The sequence below is a fragment of the Piscinibacterium candidicorallinum genome, from assembly GCF_047549485.1.
Classification (GTDB): domain Bacteria; phylum Pseudomonadota; class Gammaproteobacteria; order Burkholderiales; family Burkholderiaceae_C; genus Piscinibacterium; species Piscinibacterium candidicorallinum.
The window spans coordinates 2659039-2676024 of the sequence record NZ_CP180191.1 but is presented as its reverse complement, the minus strand read 5'-3'; the positions used below and the strand labels follow the sequence as shown (position 1 = coordinate 2676024).

The window sequence follows — 16986 nt, the reverse complement described above, 5'->3', positions numbered from 1 at the left end:
CGCGTCGTTCAACAGGCCCGCTTGCGGGCCTGTTTTGCTTTTTGGGCCCCACCATGCGTGATCGAGTTCGTGCTGCAGCAATTCATTTGCTTTGCTCGCTTGCTGTGGCTTCGGCTATGGCGGCGTTGGTTTTCCTCGTCTGGTACCCAGGGTCGTTGGCGGCAGCCGCCGGAGTGAACCGAATTTTCTTGACCTTGTTGATTGTCGACGTAGTGCTCGGCCCGCTATTGACTCTTGTTGTATTCAACAAGGCAAAATCGAGCTTGACGTTCGATCTAGGTGTGATTGTGGCACTGCAGCTTGCAGCACTACTTTATGGTGTAAGTGTTGTTTATCAAGGTCGGCCGGTCTGGATTGTGTTTAACGTGGATCGCTTTGATTTGGTGCGCGCCCATGATATCGACCCTGCTAGTTCAAAGCGCGCTAAACCTGAGTATCAGTCGATGAATCCAAGCGGTCCCGTATGGATTGGTGCAATTGCGCCGGCCGATTCTGACGCATACAACAAGTTGACGATGCGTGCGCTCGAGGGTGGGCCGGATCTCCCGCATTTGCCAGAATACTATGCGAGTCTAGACCAAGTTGTACCTTCGATAAGGTCGAGAGCCAGGCCGCTTCGCGAACTGCATCAGTTCAATCCAGATGCCACTTCGGACGTTTCGGCAATTGAGTCGAAGTTCCCTGGTGAAATGGCTGCATATGTTCCATTAAAAGGGGTTGCTCAAGACTTGGTGGTTATTGTCGAACGGCAAACCGGCAGTGTGGTGCAAGTTGTGGCTCTTAACCCTTGGTAGCAACAAGCTTTTTTCGATAACTAAGTACTTCCCTTATCTCGCTAGTATAGCTCGGATCGGCAGTGCGATAACAATTAACAAAATGGTCGCGTAGTATTGTGGCGCGACGTCTGTGGTTGGGCGTAAGTGCAAGGGGTATGAAACCACCCCTTGAGGTAACGGACTAGCCCGCTCGCCAATCCCCGCTCTTGCCCCCCGTCTTCTCGGCCAGGCGCAGATCGGACACCACCATCCCCCGATCCACCGCCTTGACCATGTCGTAGATGGTCAGCAGGGCGGTGGAGCAGGCGCAGAAGGCTTCCATTTCCACGCCGGTTTGCGCCAGAGTCTCGACCGTCGCTGTGCAGTGCACGCCGGGCAGGGCCTCATCCAGCGCAAACTCGACTGCCGCGCGGGTGATGGGGATCGGGTGGGCCAGTGGGATCAGTTCGCTGGTTTTCTTGGCGCCCTGGATGCCGGCGATGCGTGCGATGCCCAGCACATCGCCCTTCTTGGCAGTGCCCGACGCAATGAGTGCGAGGGTCTCGGGTTGCATGCGGATGCTGCCGCGGACCACCGCCACCCGCTTGGTCACCGCCTTGCCAGACACGTCCACCATGTGCGCTCGGCCCTCGCCATCGAAGTGGGTCAGCGGCCGAGGTGCGGCGTCAGCGGGTGGGACGTTGTTCGGGTCGCTCATGAGGGTTCGATGGGCTGGTCGGTCAGACGTGCATCATGCCAAAGCTTGCGCAGTACTTCGCGCCAAAGCGAGCGTTTTGTGCCGTCCGGACGCGCCATTGTGTCTGACGGCAGGACCGTTCCCGCACAGTCCGCTATGAATCTGCAGCCCTCGGAACTTCTGCCTATCGGGTGGCCAAAGCATGAGGGCCCGCCGATCCTTACTCGGTTTAGCGGTCTGGCGCGCCGCCTGCTGCGCTGCAGCGTCCAGCCCATGCATTAATGTTGATCGCACCCAGCCGTGGGCCGTGAGCCGCGGGCGATGTCTCGACAAGTTCGCAAGCCACGCACAGGCCGCGTATTCAAGCTGTAAACCTTCTCTCACAACGGAAGCGCATGACGTTTTCTTCCCGCACGCTGCTCGAACCTTCTTTGGAGCGCTCGCGCCCGAGTTCATCCCGCCGTGTCATTCGTCCGGCCGGGCTGCCCCGCCCGCGGGCCATTGCGTGCGCCCTGGCGTTGGTCGCGTGGCCGGGGTTCATGAGCATGCCGCTGGCACAGAGTCAGCCCACAGACAGCCCGGGCCGCTTTTCCGGTGCGCCGGCCGCGCCCGCGCCCAAGGAAGAAGCGCCGCTGCCACGCCCAGCCACCGCGCCGCTGCCCAACCTCGGCTCGCCGGACGCCGCGGACCTGCCGGCCACCGAGGAGCGCCGCATCCTGCGCGACCTGCGGCGTGAGCTGGCCCGCTACCCGGACAACTTTGCCGACCCCGAGCTCAACGCCTATCTGGACCACCTGATCGCCAAGCTGGCCGCCGGCCTGGGCACCAGCCGCCCGCACTTGGAGATCTACGCCCTGCGTGACCCGGTGCTCAATGCCTTCGCCATGCCCGGCGGGCTGATGGGCGTGAACTCCGGGCTGATTGCTGCGGCCGGCAACGAGAACGAGCTCGCCGGCGTGCTCGCCCATGAAATCGGCCATGTGGAGCAGCGGCACATCGCGCGCAGCATCGCCAACCAGAAGAGCGCCGGCCTCTGGACGCTGGCCGGTCTGGCGCTGGCCATCCTCGCCGCGCGCAGCGGCACCAGCAGCGGCGACAACGTCATGCAGGCCGCCATCGCTGGCAGCCAGGGCCTGAGCGTCTCGCAGGCGCTGGCCTTCAGCCGCGAAGCCGAGCGCGAGGCCGACCGCGTGGGCCTGCGCCTGCTGATGGACGCCGGCTACGACGTCTCCGGCATGGTGGGCGTGTTTCAGCGCCTGCAGGCCCAAGGGCGCATGTACGAAAGCACCGGCCCCATCATCCCCAGCACCCATCCGCTGACCACCGAGCGCATTGCAGACATCCAGAACCGCACGCGTCTGGTGCCACCCAAGCCGCCAGTGGACACACTTGCCTTCCGCTTCTTCCAGGCCCGCGCCATGGTGCTGGCCGCGCAGACGGCCGACGCCCGCCTGCAACTGCGCAAGGTGTTCGATGCGCGCATGCAGCCCGGCATTCAGATCCCCGGCGAGCCCGAGCCCACCGCCTTCGTGCGCGCAGGTGCCGCCTACGGCCTGGCGCTGATCGAGCTGGCCGAACCCAAGACGGGCACCCAGGCCACAGACGTGGCCAGCGGCCAGCGCGCGCTTGCGCAACTCGATCGCGCGGCCAAGGAAGCCGGTCTCATCACCACGGCGCCTGGCACCCTGCGCGCCCAGGCAGCGCTGCCTGCGTCCAAACGCATGCTCGTCGCCGAGCCGCCGCAGCTGCTCTTTGCCCGCGCCCGCGCGCTCTCGCGCCTGGGTCAGCAGGCCGATGCCCTGGCGCTCATCCAGGCGGCGGGCGATGCCGGCGGCATGCCGCTCCTGTTCCGCGATGCCATGGCCCAAGCCTTCCTGGACATCAACGAGCCCGCCCAGGCCGCCGCCATCCTGCGCCTGCGCCTGGCCCAGCAGCCCGACCCCGCGCCTTGGCTCGTGCTCGCGCGCTGCTACGCGGAGCTGGGCGACAAGCCCGGCCAGCTGCGCGCCCAGGCCGAGCACTACTTCATGATCGGCGCCTTCGGCGCTGCGCTGCAGTCCATGGAAGCCGCGCGCAAGACCCCGGGGCTGGACGCCATTACCCAAAGCCAGATCGACGCGCGCCTGCGCGAAATGCGCGACGCCAAGCGCATCGAAGATGAGGAGCTGAAGAAACGCGGCGAGATGACCGAGGAGCAGCGCGAGCGGCAGCGCTAGTACGGTCCGAAGTGCTTTCCGCTTGTCTGGCGCGGATCTCCAGCCACTTTGGCTTGAAGAGCCGTGTCAAACCTCAGTCTGCGCATGATTTCCCTGAGCAGCGCAACCACCACCTAAGATGCACGCGCAGCGCTCTGCTGCACCCGGCCGCCAGACCCCGTTTCCTGTCTGTGATGTATCGACAAAGGAACGGCCATGCGAATCGATGGCAATGTGGGCGGTGCCGACCGGATCATCCGGATCGCGATCGGAACGGTGCTGGCGCTGGCCGCGCTGGCGGGCTGGATCGGCCCCTGGGGCTGGATCGGACTGTTTCTGGTGGGAACCGGCGTCTTTGAGGTGTGCCCCGTGCACTCACTCATCGGCCGCTCAACCTATGTGCGCCCGCCGCGCAAAGTGGTGGCGCGCAAGCCGGCGCGAGGTGGTTCATCGCGCGGCTGAGCGAACCGGCCCAGCCGCAGCCGGCCGTACGGCACCGCCTTGCAAGCGGCTTGCCACGCGCCTGAGGCTGTGGCCGGAGCGCCCCGTGCATCTTGGTTTGCCACCGCAACATCTAGCGGCGGCAAGTGTGCCGCGCCCCAGCACCTGCCAACCAACCCTGCAGGCGGCCACCCATACCGGATGTCGAGCGTGCCTAAGGTGAAGACTGGCTCTGCAAGCGCGTCTTCAGGGTAAATCGCCTGAAGAACCGCGCCAGATCAGCGGAAAGACGTGTTTGGGCGGCCACGGTGCGAAGGTTTCCAAGCCTTCGCGTAGTCCATGGCGTGCAAGCAATCGTCGTTGCACCGCGGCCAGCTACTGCATGGCCTTGAGCGGGGCCATCTTCCTCCGGCGCGAAGCGGTGCGACGCAAACCCCTCGAGTCAGCGGCACATCCCGCGCAGCTCGCTGCCTTCACCGGGACTGCAACGAACCCACAGCGCCGGCACCTCGGCGCCTGTGGTCGGCTCAAGCCTCATTAGCAACCGCGCTGCTTGCGCGCAACCCACACACGCCAAGACGTGTTGGCCGCAAAGGGGGCAGTGCGCTTCAGAGGCCCCCGGTCTGCATGCTGAGCCTTCCCTGCCGGCGGCGGCGCATCGCCCAACTGCCCAATAGGGTATGCGGCGCATCACACCCCCGTGCTTCGCGCGACGATTCGGCGCTGAGGTGCCCATTCCGGGGGATCGAACTCCCGCTGCGGTGCTCAGTAGGATGCGACGCGCCGGGCGCTTCGAACTCGCCCGCAGCTGGATCGAGCAGACCGTTGTCGGTCGCGGTCACGCCGCGGTTCGGCCGGGTGCACAAGACGGTCTTGCGTCTCGGTCTGCTGCATTGCGGGGGCGCGGCTGCAGCAGCGGGCACCCTGTCGCCACGCGATGTGTGGTGCGTGCACATGAATTTGCAAGGGATGCTGATGAAGGAGTGGACGTTGAAGCGTGCGTGTAGGGCCCTGAGCCGCCTGTCGATCGCGCGGGTGGCGATCATTGCGCTGGCCTGCGCCGCAGGCGGGCTGCCTCTGGGGGTGAAGGCCGATCACCCCTGTACCGGCAGCCCCGGCGAGGTGCGCATTGGTACCTGGCCGGGCAGCAACGGGGTGGCGCCCATTCCCATCTGCCGCTGGGTTCAGCAGCCCGGCAATGGGGCTGCCCCCGCGCGGGTGGCCCCGCCTGCGCCACCCACCTGGGAGTGGCTGAGCGTGACTTACAACGCCCTGGCCACCAGCATTGAGCCGGGGGTCTATGGCCTGGCCGCGGGGCACGCGCGCCAAGCCGCGGCCGATGCGCACGCCCTGCAAGCGTGCCGCGCGGCGGGCGGCAAGGCCTGCGAGATCAACGCCGGTACCCGAAACGGCTGCATAGCGCTGGCGAAAGCTCCAGACGGCTGGTTGATCTGGGGCTCCAGCTGGGATGGCGCCCGCCTGGGCGACCGCGATCGGGGTGAACTCGAAGCGGGGCTTCTGTCTGCATGCACAAAGCAAGGCGGCGAAGGCGGCAAAGGCACCCAGGGCCGCCCCTGCGAACTGGTGCGAACCGTGTGCGAACGCGTGACCAGTGCAGGGCGCGCGCTCAGGCGCCAGCCAGGTGCCGTGTACGGCAACGAGCACACCCCCGGCGCCGCGGCAGCCCCCGTGCCCGGCGTTCACCATTGCGGCGCAGGGCGCATGCCGGTGCTGCTGCGCGTCAGCGACAAGCCCGGCGCCTGGCAGCAGGCGCACTGCCTGCCCAACGCCAGTGCGCGCGATGCGACGCACCCCGATGCGGACGACGTACGGGTTCAGCGGCGCCGCTTTGAGACATTTGAGAACCGCTTCGCCGCCGCGGCGCTCGCGGGCTCCGGCCCAGCGTATGGGCTGGCAGCCGGCGCGACCACCCAGGAGCAGGCAGATGCGCAGGCGATCGAGCGCTGCCTTGCCGCGGGCGGCGACCGCTGCGAGGTGCGGATGCGTACCCACAACACCTGCATCGCCGTGGCCGCAGGGCCGGCAGACTTTCGCTACGTGCTCTGGGGCTTCTCGCACTCCGAAGCATCGCGTTCAGCGGTGGAGGAGTGCAGCAAGAAGGCGGGCCAGGCATGCACCGCGCTGCAAACGGCGTGCAGCTACGGCGCATACATCGGCCTGCGCCCCGAGCAGCAAGCCAACGTGCGCTACTACCAAACCCCGCCACCGGAATGACCTGGGTGATCAAGCCGGTGGGCTTTGTGCGGGTGCTGTGCTGAGCGGCCCGCAGTGTGTCGTGCTGGCAGACCCAGGGAGCCGTTCGACTCGCCGTTCCATGGATTGGAGTCGGCCTGCCCTCCGCGCGAGACGGCGCAGTGACCATCGCGCTTGTCCCGTCCGGCTTGGCAGCCACTTTGATCTGAAGAACCGCACCCGTATTGGGGTTGTCCAAGCGTGCTTTTGAAGATCGGCTCTGAAAGCGCGTCTTCAGGGGAAATTGCCTGAAGAACCGCGCCAGACAAGCGGAGTGGCCTCTTGGATTGCAGCAAAGCAAAGGCTTGCTAGCTACATTCGAGTCAATGACCTGCAGGGGAACATCGCTTCATGTGGGTCAAGCTGGGTGTGTCCAGACCGTTGTGATTGCCGTCAGCGACGTTCAAGTCAGGCATGCGACCCGCGACTAGGCCGTGGTGGAATGCGTACGCTACGAGCACAGCGTGAGCGCGGTGGCCCGCGAGTTCGGGCTGTCTGTGCCGCGTGTTAGACGGCTGGTGTCAAAGGGCGAGACCCCAATGCATGTGCTCCGCCTGATTAGCAACGCTTCCATATCGCAACTAGCGCTTTGCCGATCACATTGGGCGAACAGTCGCTTGAGAGCGCCTAATGCCGAATTGCGCAGCACCAAACGCCGCACGAGGAACTGCGAGTAGCCACTCAGTGATGCCTTCAATGTGTCCAAACACAGAGATACAGACGTCGACACGATTGAAGCAACGTGCGCAGCAAGAACGCAAGTGAATACTGTATTCGAGCTATAGTCCATCGAAGAAGTAGCCGGTAGCATCTGACGGCTAGAATAAGATGACCAACGAGTGACTCGCAGTCAGAAAGCGCAAAGGTGCTATTTGAGCGCATCGCTCGCTGGATACGTAATTCGGTCGGACGTGCAGTTTTTTGCGCATCAAGACAAGTTTTTGGCCTGGGCGAATGTATTCCGGAGGGGGGTATGAAAAAACTACTGTGCAGGTTTGTATATTTTCTACCGCTGCTCGCGGGGCTTTTTCTGAGTGGCCCTGCCCAAGCGTCTATTGACCTGCGCTGTCAAAGTGGAGAACTAGATTGTACTAAGCCCATACCTGGGCCTTGGTTATATCAATCTACTCCAAAGTGTGATGGTGCTGGCGGTTTTGGAAGGCTTTCGGAGAGTGATGTTTTTAGTTGCGCTCTCGGTGAGTTAAATACGCCAGCAAACCCACCTGAGATTCCATACAATAGGTGTGATGCGTATATTGTAACGTCGGACAATGGGTGGTCTCCAACTGGATCGATGTATTTTCACCCTGGCATTGTGTACTCGGAGTCTCGATCTCTGAGTTTGGGGGCTTCACTATGGGATTGGCCTCCAGGAGCCACCCGTTGGACTTGCGGACCTTCTCGGACGTCGGCTGTTCTGACGATGAGGCGATACCGTAACCTTTATTGCCCAGTTGGCTATGCGCCTGATGCGGGGGAGCCTAGCCCGAACGTCAAATGGTGCTATCGCATCGAGCCACTAGCCTGCTCTGCTGTTGCAAACCCAGTGTTTCCGGCGATGGGTTCAAAGATTTTGTTTGAAACTGATTACCAGGGGGCTGGAGCGGCTCCGCTGAGCTTTACGCGGCGTTACTTGAATTCAGTACCGATGTGGTCTGGCTTCGGCCAGCCAGGTTACTGGTCTCATTCGTTCGGTGTGAGCTTGCAAGTCGTTGAGGAGCCTCGAGGGGCAGATATAGGTACTGTCCTTGCTTTCCGTGCGGAAGGGGCTATTGTCAGGTTTACAAAAAAGGCCGGCGTTTGGCTTCCATCAACCACGGTAGCCACGCATGATGGTCTAATCGAACTCCGCGATACAGCTGGGAAGTTGGTCGGCTGGCAATATAGAAGCGCTAAAGACAATTCCGTGGAGGCCTACGACTCTTTTGGCTTTCTGCAATCCATCCGCCAGCGCAACGGCTGGACGACCACGCTTACGTACAGCACCAGCGCTACGCCGGTGGCCAGCTACCTCACAGGCACCAGCACCGCCCAGCCTGGCCAGCTCATCAGCGTGCGCAACCACTTCGGGCGCGAACTTAGGTTCGTATACAACTCCGATGGTCGCATGGTCCAGCTCGTGCCGCCGGGTGCCGTCAAAGACGGCACTCTCAATACCGCCCAGTCACCCATCCGCTACGGATACGACGCGCAGGGCAACCTGACCACCGTCACCTGGCAAGACGGCACCGTCAAGCGCTACCACTACGAAGACACGCGCTTCCCCAACCACCTGACCGGCATCACGGATGAAGCCGGCGTGCGCACCAACAACTACAGCTATGACGACCAGGGCCGCGCCACCCTGAGCGAGCGCGGCGGCGAGCGCTATCTGTTCAGCTACGGCGGCACCACCGGGTATAGCGGCAGCCAGACCTACATCACCGCGCCGGATGGCTCAACGCGCACCTATACCTTTGAGGCTGCAGGCGGGGTGATCCGCCCCAGCACAGTCACCGCCCCCTGCCCGCTGTGCGGCAGCACCGCCGCCAGCACCGTGTGGGGCGACGGCACCGCCGCCACCGGCGGGGCCAATGCCCGGGGCCAGAAGTTCAAGGAAGTGGCCCACGACGGCACAGTGACCTTCTATATCTACGACACCCGTGGCCGCGAAACCGAGCGCGCCACCTTCCCGGCCAGCTTCGCCGGCAGCACCACCCGCCCGGCCCTGGCCAGCGCCAGCCGCGTGGTCAGCACCCAATGGCACGGCACCTTCAACCTGCCCACCCGCATCGCCGAGCCCAACAAGCTCACCGCCTACACGTATGCAAGCAACGGCAACTTGACCGGCCAAAGCGTTACCACCACGACCGATGCCACGGGCGCGGCGAAGTTCAGCGCGGCGCGGGATATGAGCCAACCGATTCCGTCGACGGGGTGGAGCTACAACAGCCAGCAGTTGCCGGTGACGATTGTGGAGCGGGAGACGCCGGCGGGGGCGACGGTGGCGGGGGAAAAGGTTCGTATAGTCAATCAGTACAGCTCCAACGGAGACTTGATACAAAGAAATGCAACTCGAGCTGGATCGGTGGGTGTTGTTACCTCGATCACTTACACGGTGGAGGGTAAGACAAAAACCGAGAGCCGTTCAGGTGTTGCCTCGGTTTTCAGTTATACCCCGCGAGGTTTTTTGAATTCGCTTGTTACCCGCATAAATAATCAAATCCAGCAAGAGTTGACTGTGATATATAGTGCAACGGGCGAGAGAGCTTCTCTTTCGAGTTCGAATCCGAACGATTTCCCGCCCTCGCTGGCATCTTCTAACGCTCAAGCTAAACGCTTAAATCTAGCTAGTCCTGCAAATTTATCTTCAAGCAACCCTCCGATCTGCCCGAATCCTGCAGAGTGTCCTAATCCACCAATTGATCCGCCTTTACCTGATGGTCGGGATAAAAACTATGACAAGTGGGTTGAAAAGTGCGTTGATAAACGTTGTGAAAGCCAAGAGGGATCGATCGGACGTTGGTGTTGCAAGAAGATTACGACATGGGCTTGCGGTCGTCCCGGGTCAAATCAACCGTGTTGCGATTGTGTTGAAAAAGCATGCTTGATTGAGGCGGATGAGACCAATCCATTACAGATAAATCGCTGCAAAGCACAGCTCGTACTGTGTCTATCGGGTGGGCCAAAGAAATAGGAGACAAGAATGTATCGATTTTTACTGGTTGCGGTTTTATCTTTAGTTCTTGGCATACTGCTGGGTCTCGGGCTTGGTCAACGTGCAAGTGGTATTTACATAAAGCACTCTGAGCGGTTTCGTGATGCGTTCTTCGAGCACTATTCGGGACAGCTTGAAACTGCCGCTGATGTGACATGTGCGAAGCGCATTGACGAAGCCAGCAAGGCATTTAAAGAGCGAACGGTGGGAACGGTCTTTTCTAAGGAATGGGGTTTTTTATATCCGATTGAAGCTCTCCTGGCGTCAAGTGTGCTAAGCGATATGAAACCCAAGTAGCTTGAGAGATTTGGGAATATCAGTCTTGAAATGGTTCGCTGTACTAGCAGCGGGCGTAGTGGCCGCATCGCCTGCCCCCTGCGGCTTTCCAGGCACCTTGACTTGAAAAGACGCATGGATGGTGGGTCGGGCGTGTGGCAGTTTTGCAGATCGGCTCTGCAAGCGCGTCTTGAGAGTAAATCGGCTGAACGTCCTTACCAGAAAAGTGGCAAAGCCTTTGTGTAGCCGATCGCTTGCACGCGATCGTCGTTGCGCCACGGCCAAGCGGTGTTGCCTCGGCTTCACCTTCACCCGGCGCGGAGCAGTGCTCCGCGAAACCCCGGGTTCAGCGGAAAGGCCTTCTCAGCCCGCTGCCGCCTTGGCTGGCACCGCCACAAACCCAAACCGCGCCGGCACCTCGGCGCGGGCAATGGGCTGAAGCTTGTCGATCAGCCCCGCCGCTTCCGTCCGCCCTACAAACGCGGTGAGGTCGCGGGCGTCGATGACGCCCACGCCGTGTTCGGTGTCGATGAGCACGTGGCCGTCTTCATCCGCCCAGGCGCCAGCGTGCTGCCAATCGCGCTCCACGCGCAGGCCGCCGTGGGTGAGGAGCGCGAGGCTCGCGCCATCCGCCAGGCGCAGCACCTGGGGGGTGTATTCGAGGCTGACGTACACGCGCTGCGGGCCGTTCTGGAAATACCACTCGCCGCGTTCGTTGGGCTGGTAGTTGCGGGCGATGAAGTCGGCCAGGCCCTGGTGGCGCACCACGTCGCCCGGAAAGTCTCCTTCAAAGCGCGCCATGCGCCAGCGGCCCAGGGCGTCCAGCCGCAGCCAGCCGTGGCAGTGGGGCACGTTGGGCCACTTCTTCATGGCGGCCAGGACGATGGCATCCATGCGCGAGCCTCTACTTCACGCCCAGGTAATCCAGCACCATGGCCGGCAGCCAGTCCAGCCTGCCGGGCATGCCGCCCGTGGCAAAGCCCACGTGGCCGCCGTGCCTGGGGTAGTGCAGGGTGACGGCGGGGGAGACTTCATTCGGCTTGGGCAGGCTGGCGGCGGGGACGAAGGGGTCATTGAGCGGGTTGACCAGCAAGAGCGGTTTTGTGGCGCCGCGCAGATGCGGCTTGGCGCTGGCGCGGGCCCAGTAGTCCTCGGTGTTGCGGTAGCCGTGCACGGGCGCGGTGAAGAGGTTGTCGAAGTCGTAGAGGTCGCGCGCCACGCGCATCTTGGCGGCATCAAACAAGCCGGGAAAGCGCGCCAGCTTCTCCATGGCTTTGCGCTTCATCGTGCGCAGGAACATGCGCGTGTAGACCATGGAGAAGCCCTGGCTGATGGCGGCGCCACCGGCGGCCAGGTCCAGCGGCGCGCAGGCGGCCACCGCGGCGCTGAACAGACACGCCTCGCCACGCAGCGCCACATAGTTGGCCAGCGCGCTGCCACCCAGGCTGATGCCGCAGGCATAGAGGCTCGCCACTGGGTAGCTGGCGTGCAGGCGCTGCGCCACGCGCTCGATCTCGTCGGCGTCGCCCGAGTGGTAGGCCCGCGCCAGGCGGTTGGGTTCGCCGCTGCAGCCGCGAAAGTGCACGATCACCACGCGCAGGCCGGCGCGGGTGGCGGCGTGCGCAATCGCGCGGGCGTAGTGGCTTTTGGACGAGCCCTCCAGCCCGTGAAAGATCACCAGCACCGGCGCCCAGGCCTCGCGCGGCTCGGGCTGCACCCAGTCGGCATCCACGAAGTCGCCATCGTTCCACTCCCAGCGCTCACGCCGTAGGGCCAGCGTAGGCGCAGGCGAAAACAGCGCCGGCCAGATGGTCTGCGCATGCCCGCCCGGCAGCCACCAGGGCGCAGCGGGGTCGCTCAGGCGCAGGGGGCGGTGAAGGGGTTGAGTGGGCTGGGTGCGGTGGGGCATGCGGGAGTCAAGAATGGCTCTGGTGGCTGATCTTCAAGGCAAAGTGGCTGGAAAGGCGCATGGGACAAGCGGGAAGGCGAATCCGCTTATCTCGTGTGTCAGGCTGCGCGGGCGCAGCATCACTCGTACCCGGGAACGCGGTAAGGCAGCGAAGCCAAATATTCGCGTCGCTGTGCGTCGCTCATCCTGCTGATCGCCACCTGACTGGTGAAGCCGCCAACCATCGAGCCGTTTTCAATGATCATCCAGTCAGTGATCTGATCGGGCTGAAACGTCACGCGGTCGAGATATTGAAGGCCGCCGATGCTGGGCTCATTGGCGATCGTGCCCTCCAGAGGGGAAACAGAGGGGTCGATGTCGGCGATCCAGATGTGTTCGATCGCGCCATCGTGCTCAAACTTCACCTTGAGTAGAAAGTGTTGCTGCCCCGGACGCGGTGAGGCGTAATGCTCAAAGAACGTCGGCAGCGTCCGCTGCGCCTCTTCGATCGCGAACTGCATGGCCGCGTCATCGCTGGCGAACTCTGAGAAATCCATTGGTGATTCAGTGCTGGATGGATGTGATGCACGTCTCAATGCAACGCCCGGCTCGCCGGCCGCTGCTGCACATCCTCATCCACGTCCTCACCCGCCGGGCTGGCGTGGTGGGCGACGAGCTTCCAGCCGGTGGGGGTCTTGAAGAAGACGTTGGTGGCGGCGACGTTCACGCGCTGGATCTCGCCGCGGACCTGCACCTCCACCTGCTCGATCACGTGGTGCACGGCGCTGGACAGATTGGCCATCACGGTGCGGCTGACCACATGGATGCTCAGGCTGCCGTTGCCCAGCACTTCCTGCCAGGCGGCGCGCACGGCCTCGAAGCCCACCAGGCGCGGGCCGCCGGGGTGGATGCAGACGATCTCCTCGTCGTCGGCCCACAGGGCCATGAGGGCGTCCACGTCGCTGCGCTCGAGCGCTTCGTAGAAGGCGTTTTCAACGTCCAGAGCGGTGGTGAAGAGGTTGCCGGGCGGGCGACTCATGATGGTCGAGTGTCCTGTCAGCGGAAGATGATGGTGCGCTGCCCGTTGAGCAGCACGCGGTGTTCGGTATGCCAGCGCACGGCGCGGGCCAGCACGCGGCATTCGACGTCCCGGCCGATGGCGGCGAGGTCCTCGGGCGAGAGGCTGTGGTCCACGCGCTCCACATCCTGCTCGATGATCGGGCCTTCGTCCAGATCGCCGGTCACGTAGTGGGCGGTGGCGCCGATCATCTTCACGCCGCGCGCATGGGCCTGGGCATAGGGCCGCGCGCCCTTGAAGCTGGGCAGAAAGCTGTGGTGGATATTGATGGCGCGGCCCGCGAGCGTGGCGCAGAACTCGGGCGACAGAATCTGCATGTAGCGCGCCAGCACCACCAGCTCCACGCGGTGCTCGGCCATGAGCGCTTCGATGCGCTGCTCCTGGGCGCGCTTGGCTTCGGCGCTTGCGCCAGCGGCCAAAGGCAGATGCTGAAAGGGCAGGCCGTAGCTGGCAGCCAAGTCCGCAAAGTCCGGGTGGTTGGAGACGATGGCGCTCACTTCCACGCCCTGCGGGCCGCCCAGGTTGCCCGTCTTCCAGCGAAACAGCAGATCGTTCAGGCAGTGGCCCTGCTTGCTCACCAGCAGCAACACGCGTGTGGGCGCGGCCAGGCTGTGAAAGGTGGCCTGCATGCGGAACTGGTCGCGCACGCTTCTGAAGAGCGTGTCCAGGGTCTGGATGCTGGCCAGGTGCTCGGGCGCCTCGAAGTGCACGCGCATGAAGAACAGGCCGGTGCCGTCCTCACTCTGCACATCGCCAAACTGTTGCGAATCAATGATGTTGCAGCCCGCCTGGAACAGCAGGCCCGAGACGGCATACACAATGCCCTTGGCGTCCGGGCAGCTCAAGGTGAGCACAAACTCACGCTGCGGGCGGCGCCCGGACAGGGAGACGCTGGCGTCTGGGGCGGCGGTGGGGGCGCGGTCGTTCATCGTGGGTGGATTGTATGTAGGACAACGCAGCTCACCCGGCGCGCGGCATCGGTTGCGCTGCATCCAATCCGGCCCGGCCCGCGTAGAGGGCAGGGTGGCAGTGCGCTGCCGTTCATCCCTTCCCGTCCATAGAATCGATTCATGCCCGCATCCCCCAGCCCCCAGCCGGCCACGGACTGGACCCAGAAGAGCCACGAACTGGCCGATCTGCTCGCCCGCACAGCCTTGAGTGACCGCAAGGCCTTTGCTCGCCTGTACGAACTCACCAGCAGCCCGCTGCTGGGCGTGGTGCTGCGCATCGTGCGCGAGCGCGACGCCGCCGAAGACGTGCTGCAGGAGGTGTATGTGAACGTCTGGCGCGCTGCGCAGAGCTTCAACGCCAGCCTGGCCCAGCCCATGACCTGGCTGGCCAGCATCGCCCGCAACCGCGCCATCGATAGCCTGCGGCGGCGCGACGCAGAGCCGCAGACCGTGAGCCGCTATGCCGATGACGACGACGAAGGCGGCGGCGACCTGCTCGCCGGCCTGGCGAGCGACGCGCCCGGCCCCATGGAGCTGTTTGAACAGGCGGCGGATGCGCGAGCATTGAAGCGCTGCGTGACCGGCTTGACGCGCGAGCAGCAGCAGAGCGTGGCCCTGGCCTTCTACGAGGGCCTGAGCCATGCCGAGGTGGCCGAGCAGCTGCGCCAGCCCCTGGGCACGGTCAAGAGCTGGGTGCGCCGCGGCCTGCTGGCCCTGAAGGCCTGCCTGGAGCGGGCGGCGCAAACAGAGAAGGCGGTGAGCTGATGGACTACAGCCGCCCCCCACTCGCCGATCGCCTCGCCTCCGAATACGTGCTGGGCACCCTGCGCGGTGGCGCCCGCCGCCGCTTTGAAGCCCTGCTGCCCGCCCACCCGCAGCTGCAGGATGCCGTGGCCCGCTGGCAGCGCCGCCTGGTGCCACTCGCGGCCACAGTGACGCCGGTGCAGCCGTCGCCGCGCGTGTGGCAGCGCATTGAGCAGCAATTGTTTGGTGCGGTGTCGGTTGCAGCTCAGGCGCCGCTGCGCTGGTGGCAACGCCTGGGTCTCTGGCAGGGCGCCACGGGTCTCGCCGGCGCGGCGGCCATCGCCCTGGCCGTGCTGATCGCCCAGCCGCAACCCACTCAGCCGCCCATCGTGGTGGTGCTCGGTACCAACCCCGAGGCGGCGAGCGTCATGCAGGCCAGCTTTGTGGCCAGCGTGAGCGCAGACGGCAAGGCCCTGGTGCTGCGGCCCGTGGGCGGCGTCAATGTGGACGCCACCCGCGCGCTCGAACTCTGGGCCGTGCCCGCGCAGGGCGCACCGCGCTCGCTGGGCCTGGTGGCCGCCCAGGGCGCCACCACCGTGGTGCGTGCCGAGCTGCTGCGCAACACCGCGGCCTTTGCCGTGAGCCTGGAGCCTGCTGGCGGCTCCAAGACCGGCGCGCCCACTGGGCCGATCCTGTCGCTGGGCAAGCTGGAGATTTAGTTACTGGATGCGGCTCGCGGCGATGCGCTGCATCCAAACCGCTGCGCCGTGCGTAAGGGTCTTTCGTGAGGCGGCAGGCTGGGGCCTGCCGCTCATTCAACCGATCACGAGAGGCCCACCATGACCACCAAGCTCCACACCCGCCCGTCCGCCCGCGCCCTGCTGGCGCTGGCCGCCGCCCCCGTGCTGCTGGCCGCCTGCGCCAGCACGCCCATGATGGCCGACCCGCGCGTGGACAACGCCGCCCTGCCCGAGGCCGTGCGTGTGCCGGCCGGCGAGATGCAGAAGCTTTGGACCCGCGGCGCAGGCGACATCACCTATGAGTGCCGGGAGAATGCGCAGATGCCCGGCCAGTTCGCCTGGGCCTTCGTGGTACCCAAGGCCGACCTCACGGACGCCAACGGCAAGGTTGTTGGCAAGTACTACGGCGGCCCCACCTGGGAGCACATGGACGGCTCCAAGCTCACCGGCAAGCAGGTCGCCGTGGCGCCCGCCCAGCCCGGCAACATCCCCCTGCAACTGGTGCGCGCCGAACCCGCGATGGGTACGGGTGTGCTGCAGGGCGTGAACTTCATCCAGCGCCTGAACACCAGTGGTGGTGTCGCTCCCGCAGCGCCCTGCGCCGCCGCGAACCGGGGCGAGACGCGACAGGTGGCCTATGCGGCGGACTATGTGATGTATGGGCGGTGATTCGGGCTAGATGCGTGTGATCGACGCTGGTGGGAGCAAGAGCAACGACGCGGATGCCGTGCCGCCTGCCGTCGCGAGAGCGGGCGGCGCTCGTGCCGTGCGAGCGAACCGCTCAACTCAGGCGCGTACCGAAGGCCGTTGCAGCTTGGGTGGCGTCATCGAACACGTGAACCTTCAAATCGGCTGCTGACTTGTTTGTGATTACCAGCTCCAGGGTCGCATCCTGGAAGGTAATGATGTAGTGCTCTTTGCCGGCGAGAAACTGTGCACGGTCGTGCCTCGGGTGTACGGCGTTTCGTACCTCAAGCTGATCGATCAGCTTCGAGTGCCTGACTCTGTGGACCGAGTAGTAGCTGAGCCCCTTGCCATACAACGGGTGTCCTTGAAGTGCCTCGTCGTTAGGGAGTCCGTACACAAGGTAGTGATATCGATGGATCTCGATCACCGCAAACTTGTCGTCGCCGGTCGCATAGGCAACTAGTAACGGTCCGCTGCCTGAATTGATCGCAGCTTCGCCGACTGAGGAAGGTTGAGGCCAGGCCTCAACCTTCTCCGCGCATTCGAGCTCTCCCATTTCGCTAGATGTCGAGCCAAATCGGGCGG

16 protein-coding genes are annotated in these 16986 nt (G+C 64.1%); 9 read left to right on the top strand and 7 right to left on the bottom strand.

Annotation, left to right across the window (positions count from 1 at the left end):
* Positions 1-53 precede the first annotated feature (53 nt).
* Positions 54-794, top strand: coding sequence for a TfpX/TfpZ family type IV pilin accessory protein (tfpZ, locus tag ACMDW7_RS12135; RefSeq protein WP_377300494.1), 741 nt, complete (start codon positions 54-56; stop codon positions 792-794).
* A gap of 163 nt (positions 795-957) precedes the next feature.
* Here the strand turns inward: tfpZ and moaC are convergent, their stop codons facing one another.
* The gene (gene moaC, locus ACMDW7_RS12130; protein ID WP_377300495.1) at positions 958-1473 is read right to left on the bottom strand and encodes a cyclic pyranopterin monophosphate synthase MoaC; all 516 of its coding nucleotides are present in this window, start codon (positions 1471-1473) and stop codon (positions 958-960) included.
* Positions 1474-1991: 518 nt separating this feature from the next.
* Between moaC and ACMDW7_RS12125 the strand changes: the two genes are divergently transcribed.
* The 5 genes from ACMDW7_RS12125 (at position 1992) to ACMDW7_RS12105 (ending at position 10335) form a co-directional block, all read left to right on the top strand.
* Complete coding sequence (locus ACMDW7_RS12125) at positions 1992-3668, top strand: M48 family metalloprotease (protein WP_377300496.1); 1677 nt, start codon at positions 1992-1994, stop codon at positions 3666-3668.
* 195 nt (positions 3669-3863) lie between these two features.
* Positions 3864-4109 (top strand): DUF2892 domain-containing protein, encoded by a 246-nt coding sequence (locus tag ACMDW7_RS12120; RefSeq protein WP_054125813.1) that lies wholly within the window; start codon positions 3864-3866, stop codon positions 4107-4109.
* An 804-nt stretch (positions 4110-4913) separates the two neighbouring features.
* On the top strand, positions 4914-6323 hold the full coding sequence (locus ACMDW7_RS12115) for a DUF4189 domain-containing protein (protein ID WP_414859552.1): 1410 nt from the start codon (positions 4914-4916) through the stop codon (positions 6321-6323).
* Between the two features lie 991 nt (positions 6324-7314).
* Positions 7315-10017 carry a DUF6531 domain-containing protein gene (locus ACMDW7_RS12110; protein ID WP_414859551.1) on the top strand — a complete coding sequence of 901 codons (2703 nt, stop codon included), beginning with the start codon at positions 7315-7317 and terminating at the stop codon, positions 10015-10017.
* 9 nt (positions 10018-10026) lie between these two features.
* Positions 10027-10335 (top strand): hypothetical protein, encoded by a 309-nt coding sequence (locus tag ACMDW7_RS12105; protein ID WP_377300499.1) that lies wholly within the window; start codon positions 10027-10029, stop codon positions 10333-10335.
* A gap of 342 nt (positions 10336-10677) precedes the next feature.
* Here ACMDW7_RS12105 and ACMDW7_RS12100 read toward each other — a convergent pair whose 3' ends face one another.
* The 5 genes from ACMDW7_RS12100 to purU form a co-directional block, all read right to left on the bottom strand.
* Entirely contained in the window at positions 10678-11208 is a 531-nt protein-coding gene (locus ACMDW7_RS12100; protein ID WP_377300500.1) for a DUF2946 family protein, read from the bottom strand.
* A 10-nt stretch (positions 11209-11218) separates the two neighbouring features.
* Positions 11219-12223, bottom strand: a complete 1005-nt coding sequence (locus tag ACMDW7_RS12095; protein WP_377300501.1) for a YheT family hydrolase — start codon at positions 12221-12223, stop codon at positions 11219-11221.
* A 119-nt stretch (positions 12224-12342) separates the two neighbouring features.
* Complete coding sequence (locus tag ACMDW7_RS12090; protein ID WP_377300502.1) at positions 12343-12759, bottom strand: DUF2314 domain-containing protein; 417 nt, start codon at positions 12757-12759, stop codon at positions 12343-12345.
* Positions 12760-12794: 35 nt separating this feature from the next.
* On the bottom strand, positions 12795-13241 hold the full coding sequence (locus ACMDW7_RS12085; protein ID WP_054125817.1) for a YybH family protein: 447 nt from the start codon (positions 13239-13241) through the stop codon (positions 12795-12797).
* 17 nt (positions 13242-13258) lie between these two features.
* Entirely contained in the window at positions 13259-14209 is a 951-nt protein-coding gene (gene purU, locus ACMDW7_RS12080; protein ID WP_377300503.1) for a formyltetrahydrofolate deformylase, read from the bottom strand.
* 141 nt (positions 14210-14350) lie between these two features.
* On the opposite strand from purU, the gene ACMDW7_RS12075 reads away from it, so the two are divergent.
* The 3 genes from ACMDW7_RS12075 (at position 14351) to ACMDW7_RS12065 (ending at position 16383) form a co-directional block, all read left to right on the top strand.
* Positions 14351-14995, top strand: a complete 645-nt coding sequence (locus ACMDW7_RS12075) for a sigma-70 family RNA polymerase sigma factor (RefSeq protein WP_377300504.1) — start codon at positions 14351-14353, stop codon at positions 14993-14995.
* Entirely contained in the window at positions 14995-15693 is a 699-nt protein-coding gene (locus ACMDW7_RS12070) for an anti-sigma factor domain-containing protein (protein WP_377300505.1), read from the top strand. The genes ACMDW7_RS12075 and ACMDW7_RS12070 overlap by 1 nt, the downstream gene beginning before the upstream one ends.
* A gap of 120 nt (positions 15694-15813) precedes the next feature.
* The gene (locus ACMDW7_RS12065; protein ID WP_377300506.1) at positions 15814-16383 is read left to right on the top strand and encodes a DUF3455 domain-containing protein; all 570 of its coding nucleotides are present in this window, start codon (positions 15814-15816) and stop codon (positions 16381-16383) included.
* Positions 16384-16495: 112 nt separating this feature from the next.
* Here ACMDW7_RS12065 and ACMDW7_RS12060 read toward each other — a convergent pair whose 3' ends face one another.
* The gene (locus tag ACMDW7_RS12060; protein ID WP_377300507.1) at positions 16496-16957 is read right to left on the bottom strand and encodes a hypothetical protein; all 462 of its coding nucleotides are present in this window, start codon (positions 16955-16957) and stop codon (positions 16496-16498) included.
* Positions 16958-16986: the final 29 nt, after the last annotated feature.

Bases quoted from the DNA above. Each gene is read 5' to 3' on its own strand.
- tfpZ (WP_377300494.1), top strand. From the start codon at position 54: ATGCGTGATCGAGTTCGTGCTGCAGCAATTCATTTGCTTTGCTCGCTT.
- moaC (WP_377300495.1), bottom strand. From the start codon at position 1,473: ATGAGCGACCCGAACAACGTCCCACCCGCTGACGCCGCACCTCGGCCG.
- ACMDW7_RS12125 (WP_377300496.1), top strand. From the start codon at position 1,992: ATGAGCATGCCGCTGGCACAGAGTCAGCCCACAGACAGCCCGGGCCGC.
- ACMDW7_RS12120 (WP_054125813.1), top strand. From the start codon at position 3,864: ATGCGAATCGATGGCAATGTGGGCGGTGCCGACCGGATCATCCGGATC.
- ACMDW7_RS12110 (WP_414859551.1), top strand. From the start codon at position 7,315: ATGAAAAAACTACTGTGCAGGTTTGTATATTTTCTACCGCTGCTCGCG.
- ACMDW7_RS12105 (WP_377300499.1), top strand. From the start codon at position 10,027: ATGTATCGATTTTTACTGGTTGCGGTTTTATCTTTAGTTCTTGGCATA.
- ACMDW7_RS12100 (WP_377300500.1), bottom strand. From the start codon at position 11,208: ATGGATGCCATCGTCCTGGCCGCCATGAAGAAGTGGCCCAACGTGCCC.
- ACMDW7_RS12095 (WP_377300501.1), bottom strand. From the start codon at position 12,223: ATGCCCCACCGCACCCAGCCCACTCAACCCCTTCACCGCCCCCTGCGC.
- ACMDW7_RS12090 (WP_377300502.1), bottom strand. From the start codon at position 12,759: ATGGATTTCTCAGAGTTCGCCAGCGATGACGCGGCCATGCAGTTCGCG.
- ACMDW7_RS12085 (WP_054125817.1), bottom strand. From the start codon at position 13,241: ATGAGTCGCCCGCCCGGCAACCTCTTCACCACCGCTCTGGACGTTGAA.
- purU (WP_377300503.1), bottom strand. From the start codon at position 14,209: ATGAACGACCGCGCCCCCACCGCCGCCCCAGACGCCAGCGTCTCCCTG.
- ACMDW7_RS12075 (WP_377300504.1), top strand. From the start codon at position 14,351: ATGCCCGCATCCCCCAGCCCCCAGCCGGCCACGGACTGGACCCAGAAG.
- ACMDW7_RS12070 (WP_377300505.1), top strand. From the start codon at position 14,995: ATGGACTACAGCCGCCCCCCACTCGCCGATCGCCTCGCCTCCGAATAC.
- ACMDW7_RS12065 (WP_377300506.1), top strand. From the start codon at position 15,814: ATGACCACCAAGCTCCACACCCGCCCGTCCGCCCGCGCCCTGCTGGCG.
- ACMDW7_RS12060 (WP_377300507.1), bottom strand. From the start codon at position 16,957: ATGGGAGAGCTCGAATGCGCGGAGAAGGTTGAGGCCTGGCCTCAACCT.